Genomic DNA, 2,969 nt, shown 5'->3' with positions numbered 1-2,969 from the left:
ATGGCGCCCCAGCGCGCGCTGTCGGGGTGTTCGGGGCAGGCTTGGGGGTCGGGGCTGTGGGCAAAGAGCACGGCGCGGTGGCCCAGGCCGCTGGCATCGTCTTGGCCGTCGACTTCTTCGAAGCGCAGGCCCAGCCCGGCGCGCGCGAGCAGGCGTTGTACGAAGGCCAGGTCGCTCTCGCGGCCTTGCACGACGTAGTCCCACGGGCCCAATGCCTCCAGGTGGGCGTCGACTTCGGCGCTCCAGCGCCACGCCGCGCGCGGCTGGTAGCCGGCCAAGACGTCGTCGATGATGTGGCGCACGCTGCAGTGCTGCCACGCCCGCGGCCGCCCGCCCAGGCGCAGCCGCCACAGCCACGGCACGATCAGCAGTTCGTAGCGCGCCAGCGCCCCGTTGCTCGCCAGCGCCCGGGCCTGCGCAATGTGGCCGCTGAGTCGGTAGCCTTGCCCTTGCGCGCCCACGGTGTGCAGCTCGGCGCGGCAGTCCAGCCAGTCCTGCAGCTCGTGGTCTGCCCGCAGCGACAGCACGTGCACCGTCCACTCGTAGGGCTCGTTGAGCGCCTCCCAGCCCCAAAAGCGCTCGACCAGCAGACCCTGCAGCCCCGGGCCTTGTATGTGGTGCAGCCGGGCGGCGTCGCCCAAAGCCTGCATCCACACCGCCGCCAGCGCGCCCGCATCGAAAGGCTCGCTCATCAGGCCTCCCTTGCTTGTCCTTGTCCCTGAAAGCCGCGCGATGCTAGCAAGCCCCTCCCAGCACGGGCCAGCAGGTTTTGGAAACAGGGTGTGACAAAGGTAAAAAGCGGGCCGGGCAGAGGGCACGCGATCAGCGCCCCCGTGGATCAGGGGCTCAGTGCGCCTGGTCCCAATTGGGGCCCACGCCGACTTCGGCGACCAGCGGCACCGAGAGTTCGGCCACCGAGGCCATGATGCGCGGCACCTCGGCTTTCACCCAGTCGAGCTCGTCCTCGGGCACCTCGAAGACGAGTTCGTCGTGCACCTGCAGGATCATCAGCGTGCGGCGTTGCTCGCGGTCGAGGGCCCCCTGGACGGCGATCATCGCCAGCTTGATCAGGTCGGCCGCCGTGCCCTGCATGGGGGCATTGATGGCCTGGCGCTCGGCCGCACTGCGTCGCGGGCCGTTGGCGCCGCGGATGTCCGGCAGGACGATGCGCCGGCCGAAAAGCGTCTCCACGTAGCCCTGCTGGGCCGCGCGGGCCTTGGTGGTGTCCATGTAGCGCTTCACGTCGGGATAGCGCTGGAAATAGCGGTCGATGTAGTCCTTGGCGGCCTTCTGCTCGATGCCCAGGCTGGCGGCCAGGCCGTAAGCGCCCATGCCGTAGATCAGACCGAAGTTGATGGTCTTGGCGTAGCGGCGCTGCTCGCTGGTGACCTGCTGTGGGTCCAGGCCGAAGATTTCCGCCGCCGTGGCACGGTGCACGTCCAGACCCTCCTGGAAGGCGCGGCGCAGGTTCGCATCGCCCGAGATGTGGGCCATGATGCGCAGCTCGATCTGGGAATAGTCGGCCGAGACGATCACGCGGCCAGGCGGGGCCACGAAGGCCTCGCGGATGCGCCGGCCCTCGGGCGTGCGGATCGGGATGTTCTGCAGATTGGGGTCGTTGCTCGACAAGCGGCCCGTCACGGCCACGGCCTGCGCGTAGTTGGTGTGGATGCGGCCCGTGTCCGGGTTGATCATCTGGGGCAGCTTGTCGGTGTAGGTGCCCTTGAGCTTGGACAGGCTGCGGTGCTCGAGGATGCACGCAGGCAGCGGATAGTCGGCCGCGAGCTTTTCCAGCACCTCCTCGTCGGTAGACGGGGCGCCGCTGGCCGTCTTCTTGACCACCGGCAGGCCGAGCTTGCCGAACAGGATCTCGCCGATCTGCTTGGGGCTGCCCAGGTTGAAAGGCTGGCCGGCCAGTTCGTGCGCACGCGCCTCCAGCGCGAGGATACGCTGGGCCAGCTCGTGACTCTGGCGCTCGAGCACCTGCGCGTCGACCTTCACGCCATTGCGCTCGATGCGCTGCAGGATGGCTGAAGTGGGCATCTCGATGGACTCGTAGACGTAGCGCAGCCCCGATTCGGACTCGATGCGCGGCCACAGCACCTGGTGCACGTGCAGGCACATCTCGCTGTCCTCGCCCGAGTATTCGGTGGCGCGCCGCACATCGACCTGGGCAAAGGGGATCTGATGGGCCCCCTTGCCGCACAGTTCCTCGTACTCGATGCCGTGGCGACCGAGATGGCGGTCGGCCAGGCTGCCCAGGTTGTGGGGCCGGTGGGCCTCGAGCACGTAACTTTGCAGCATCGTGTCGTGCACATAGCCGCGCACCGCGATGCCATGGTTGGCGAACACGTGCATGTCGTACTTGATGTGCTGGCCGATCTTGGGACAGACCTCATCCTCCAGCCAGGGTTTCAGGCGCTCAAGCACGCCGTCCAGCGGCAGCTGCGCAGGCGCATCGGCATAGGCATGGCCGGTGGGCACATAGGCGGCCTCGCCGGGCTGCACGGCGAAGGACAGGCCGACGATGCGTGCACGCATCGCGTCGAGCGAATCGGTCTCGGTGTCGAGCGCGGCCAGCGGCGATCGCTTCAGGCGTTCGATCCAGGCCTCCAGGCGGTGCCAGTCGAGCACGGTCTCGTAGTGTCGCGCAAGCGTCGCTCCCCCTCCGGTGGGTGGCGGGTCGGAGAACAGGTCGGCCACATTGCCGGGCGGGTCGGCCTGCGCCGCGGTTGCAGCGGCCGGTGCGGTGCGCGACTCCAGCTCGCGCTTCCAGGTTTTGAAACCGTGGCGGGTGTAGAAGTCCAGCAGGCCGGGGGTGTCGACCTCGCGCATCGTCAGGGCCTCCAGGCGCGGCCACATCGGGATGTGGGCGGAGAGGTCGCAATCGGTCACCACGGTAATGAGACGCCGCCCCAGGGGCAGCCAGTCCAGAGCCTTGCGCAGGTTCTCGCCGGCCACGCCCTTGA

2 protein-coding genes are annotated in these 2,969 nt (G+C 68.5%); both read right to left on the bottom strand.

Annotation, left to right across the window (positions count from 1 at the left end; all coding sequences use genetic code 11):
* A partial coding sequence (locus tag ACK42S_RS16900; RefSeq protein WP_409710294.1) for a contractile injection system protein, VgrG/Pvc8 family occupies nt 1–692 on the bottom strand: 692 nt, incomplete at its 3' end.
* 154 nt (nt 693–846) lie between these two features.
* A partial coding sequence (gene polA / locus ACK42S_RS16895) for a DNA polymerase I (RefSeq protein ID WP_409710291.1) occupies nt 847–2,969 on the bottom strand: 2,123 nt, incomplete at its 5' end.

This window comes from Caldimonas sp. (assembly GCF_046289365.1).
In the GTDB taxonomy this organism is placed as follows: domain Bacteria; phylum Pseudomonadota; class Gammaproteobacteria; order Burkholderiales; family Burkholderiaceae_C; genus Caldimonas.
This window is presented reverse-complemented; position numbering and strand designations above follow the sequence as displayed.